The 3377-nt window shown below is 74.1% G+C and carries 4 protein-coding genes; 2 read left to right on the forward strand and 2 right to left on the reverse strand.

Features of this window, described 5'->3' with window-relative positions; translation table 11 throughout:
- Both AC1D15_RS23050 and AC1D15_RS23055 read right to left on the reverse strand, forming a co-directional pair.
- A partial coding sequence (locus tag AC1D15_RS23050; RefSeq protein WP_477827805.1) for an ATP-binding protein occupies positions 1-1921 on the reverse strand: 1921 nt, incomplete at its 3' end.
- A 54-nt stretch (positions 1922-1975) separates the two neighbouring features.
- Complete coding sequence (locus AC1D15_RS23055) at positions 1976-2191, reverse strand: hypothetical protein (RefSeq protein ID WP_465113932.1); 216 nt, start codon at positions 2189-2191, stop codon at positions 1976-1978.
- Between AC1D15_RS23055 and AC1D15_RS23060 the strand changes: the two genes are divergently transcribed.
- Both AC1D15_RS23060 and AC1D15_RS23065 read left to right on the forward strand, forming a co-directional pair.
- Positions 2181-2654 (forward strand): alpha/beta hydrolase family protein, encoded by a 474-nt coding sequence (locus AC1D15_RS23060; protein ID WP_477827806.1) that lies wholly within the window; start codon positions 2181-2183, stop codon positions 2652-2654. The two genes, AC1D15_RS23055 and AC1D15_RS23060, sit on opposite strands and share 11 nt — an antisense overlap.
- A gap of 55 nt (positions 2655-2709) precedes the next feature.
- Positions 2710-3219: a GNAT family N-acetyltransferase gene (locus AC1D15_RS23065; protein WP_477827807.1), complete on the forward strand. Its 510-nt coding sequence runs from the start codon at positions 2710-2712 to the stop codon at positions 3217-3219.
- Positions 3220-3377: the final 158 nt, after the last annotated feature.

The following is a 3377-nucleotide window of genomic DNA, read 5'->3' on the forward strand; positions in this document are numbered from 1 at the left end:
GGCCCCAGGCGCGCTCGCGCGCCGGCCAGTCCAGGCGCTCCAGCGCCAGTGCCTCGTCCAGCGCCGCGCGCGCCGCCGGGTTCGGCGCCTGCCACAGACCGGCCAGCCCGGTCAGCTGCGCATACAGGCCGTGTTCGTCGCCGAGCGCGCGGTACAGCGCCTGCGCATGGTCGGCCGCGCCGCGCGAGCGGCCCGGCGAGCCCTCCGCCCACACCCATTGCGCGGCCCGCCACCAGGCGGMGGCCAGCGGCTTGGGAACGTTGTCATCGACCATCGCCTCGCTGATCTCGTGCCAGCGCCTCGCTTCGGCGTGCAGCGACAGGTGGTGCCACAGCGGCGCGGCGGCGCCGACCAGCGCGACCAGCGTCTCGGGGTCGTGCTGCTGCGACCACGCGAGCGCGGCGCGCAGGTTGTCGAGCTCGGGTTCGTAGAGCGCGAGCCACGGGGCATCCGGCATGCGCAGCCAGTCGCCCTGCGCGGCGGCGAAGAACTCGCGCAGCGCGCGCGCATGCCGGCCGCGCAGCGCGTGGGCGCGCGGGTCGTCCGCGAGGCGCGCCTGCGCGTAGGCGCGCGCGCTCTCGCTGAGCGCATAGCGCGGCGGATCGTCGGCGCTCACCTGCACCAGCGAGTGGTCCGACAGCAGCGCCAGCCCGTCGATCGCGGCCCAGCCGTCCGGATCGCTGCCGTCGGCCAGCACGGCGCCGGCCAGCGGCAGCGTGAAGCCGCCGGCGAACACGCCGAGCGAATCGAACAGCGCGCGCTGCGCCGGTGCGAGCAGCCCGAGGCTCCAGTCGAGCGCCGCCTGCAGCGTCTGCTGGCGGGTCGGCGTGCCGCGCACGCTGCTGGCGAGCAGGCGGAAGCGGTCGTCCAGCCGCGACGCGATGCCGGCCACGCCCAGCAGCGGCACGCGCGCCGCCGCCAGTTCCAGCGCCAGCGGCACGCCGTCGAGGCGGCGGCAGATCTCGGTCACCGCGCCGACGTTGGCGTCGGTCAGCGCAAAGCGCCGGTCGACCGCCTGCGCGCGCTCGCAGAACAGCGCGATCGCACCGTGCTGGCGGGCCGGCTCGGCGGCACTGCCGTCGGGCGGCACGGCGAGCGCCTCGATGCGCAGCAGCCGCTCGCCGGCGAGGTGCAGCGGCACCTGGCTCGTCACCAGGATGCGCAGCCCGGGCGCGGCCCGCTGCAGCGCCTGCACCAGCGGCGCCACCGCCTCCACCAGGTGCTCCGCGTTGTCGAGCACCAGCAGGGCCTGCAGGTTGCGGATCGACGACAGCAGCGCGGCCTGCGCATCGCCGCCGACCACCAGCTGCAGCGACAACGCCTGTGCGACCGCGCCGCTGATCAGCGAGGCGTCGGTCAGCGAGGCGAGCTCGACCCAGGCAACGCCGTCGGCCCAGGCCTGGCGCCCGGCCTGGGCCGCGGCGCGGGCGAGCGTGGTCTTGCCGATGCCGCCGGGCCCGACCAGCGTCACCAGGCCCGAGCGGTCGAGTTGCGCGAGCAGCTCGGGCAGCTCCCGCTCGCGGCCGAGCAGCGCGACCGGCCGCTCGGGCAGGGTGTCGCGCGGCGGCACGGCGGCCGCGGCCAGCGCGGGGGCAGGTGCAGGTGCGGGGGAGGACACGGCAGGCGCCTGCGCGGCCATCGTGAAGCGGTAGCCACGCCCGGGCACGGTCGCGATCGCCTGCGCGCCCAGCAGCTTGCGCAGCGCCGAGACGTGCACCTGCAGGTTGTTCTCCTCGACCACGAGGCCGGGCCAGACGAGGTCCAGCAGTTCGCCCTTGGACACCAGCCGGTCGCTGCGCTCGACCAGCGCCTGCAGCAGGTCGAAGGCGCGCGCGCCCAGCAGCGCCGGCTGGCCGTCGATCAGCAACTGGCGGGTGGCCGGATTCAGCGCGACGTGTCCGAAGCGGTAGTGGTCAGGCAAAGGGGATCCTCCAAGCCGGCGAATTTACGCGATGACACCGACTTTCAGAACGATTCAGGCCGGCTTCAGGACATTGAAGGACGGCGAGAGCGTGGATTCGGACACTCGGTTTCGCTCAGGGGGATTTTTCATCATGGACTTCAGCTCGCCATGGCCGCTCATCGCATCGGGATGCGCCATCGCCTGCGCCACGGGTTGGCTGACAGCGGCGTACCGCCGCGCACGGGTGCGCCCGAAGCCACCGGCGCGCGCCGGATCGGTGCTCGACACGGTGGGTTTCGCGGCACGCGGTGGCCGGGCGTTGGTCCGCGCCGAGTACCTGCCGGTGCCGGGCGGACGCGCCGCGGTGGTCCTGGTCAACGGTCGTGACGGCCGGCGCAACCGCGCGCTGGCACAGGCGCTGCGCACGCAAGGCCTGTCGGTGCTGGTGATCCAGCGGCGTGGCGGCTCCGGGCAGCGCGAGCGCGACGACCTGCTCGGCGCCGTCGACTACCTGCTGGACCGCGGCCACCCGCCGGGGCGCATCGGTGTGATGGGCTCGACCGGCTCGAACGTGGTGCTGGACGCCGCGGCCGGCGAGCCGGCCATCCGCGCCGTGCTGGCAGCGGCGCACCCCGCGCGGGCCGTCGCGTTCTTTCGCCAGCACCTGCTGCCCCCGCGCACCGTCTGCGTGATCTGGCCGCAGCCGGCGCGCGCCACCCCGGCCGCCGCCTGGGAGCGGCTGGCCGCCTGATCTGGGGGGCCGAGGGACGGGGGCTGAAGGGTAGAGGCTGAGAGACAATCGGCGGATGCCCTCCTCCCCGATGCCGCTCGACGGCAACCCCGCCTACGCGCTGCGCGCCGCCGAACTGCGCGATGTCGTGCCGATCGTCGGCCTGATCCGCGAACTCGCCGAGTTCGAGAAACTGACCCACCTGCTGCAGGTCACCCCCGAGAAGCTGCGGCCGCACCTGTTCGGCGAAAAGGCCGTCGCCGAGGCGATGGTGGCCGAGGCCGACGGCGAGGTGATCGCCTTCGCGCTGTTCTTCACCAACTTCTCCACCTTCCTCGCGCAGCCGGGGCTCTACCTCGAAGACCTGTACGTGCAGCCCGCGCACCGCGGCGAGGGCGTCGGCGAGGCCATGCTGACGCGGCTCGCGCGGCTGGCGGTCGATCGCGGCTACGGCCGCTTCGAGTGGAGCGTGCTCGACTGGAACGAGAACGCCATCCGCTTCTACGAGCGCATGGGCGCGACGATGCTGCCCGACTGGCGCATCTGCCGCATCACCGGCGATGAGCTGGCCCGCTTCGGCGCCTGAGTCAATGGGCATGGCCGATTCCTACGCGGCCCTGCATTCCACCTTCCGCTGGCAGGTGCCGGCGGATTTCAACATCGGCGAGGCCTGCTGCGCCCGCTGGGCGCGCGAGACGCCGGACGCGATCGCGATCCGCCACGAGCACGAGGACGGCACGCGCC

It is taken from the genome of Rhizobacter sp. P2_H2 (genome assembly GCF_056403375.1).

What these genes read in the sequence shown, in the direction of transcription:
- AC1D15_RS23065 (WP_477827807.1), top strand. Translation starts at nt 2,710, where the DNA reads ATGCCCTCCTCCCCGATGCCGCTCGACGGCAACCCCGCCTACGCGCTG.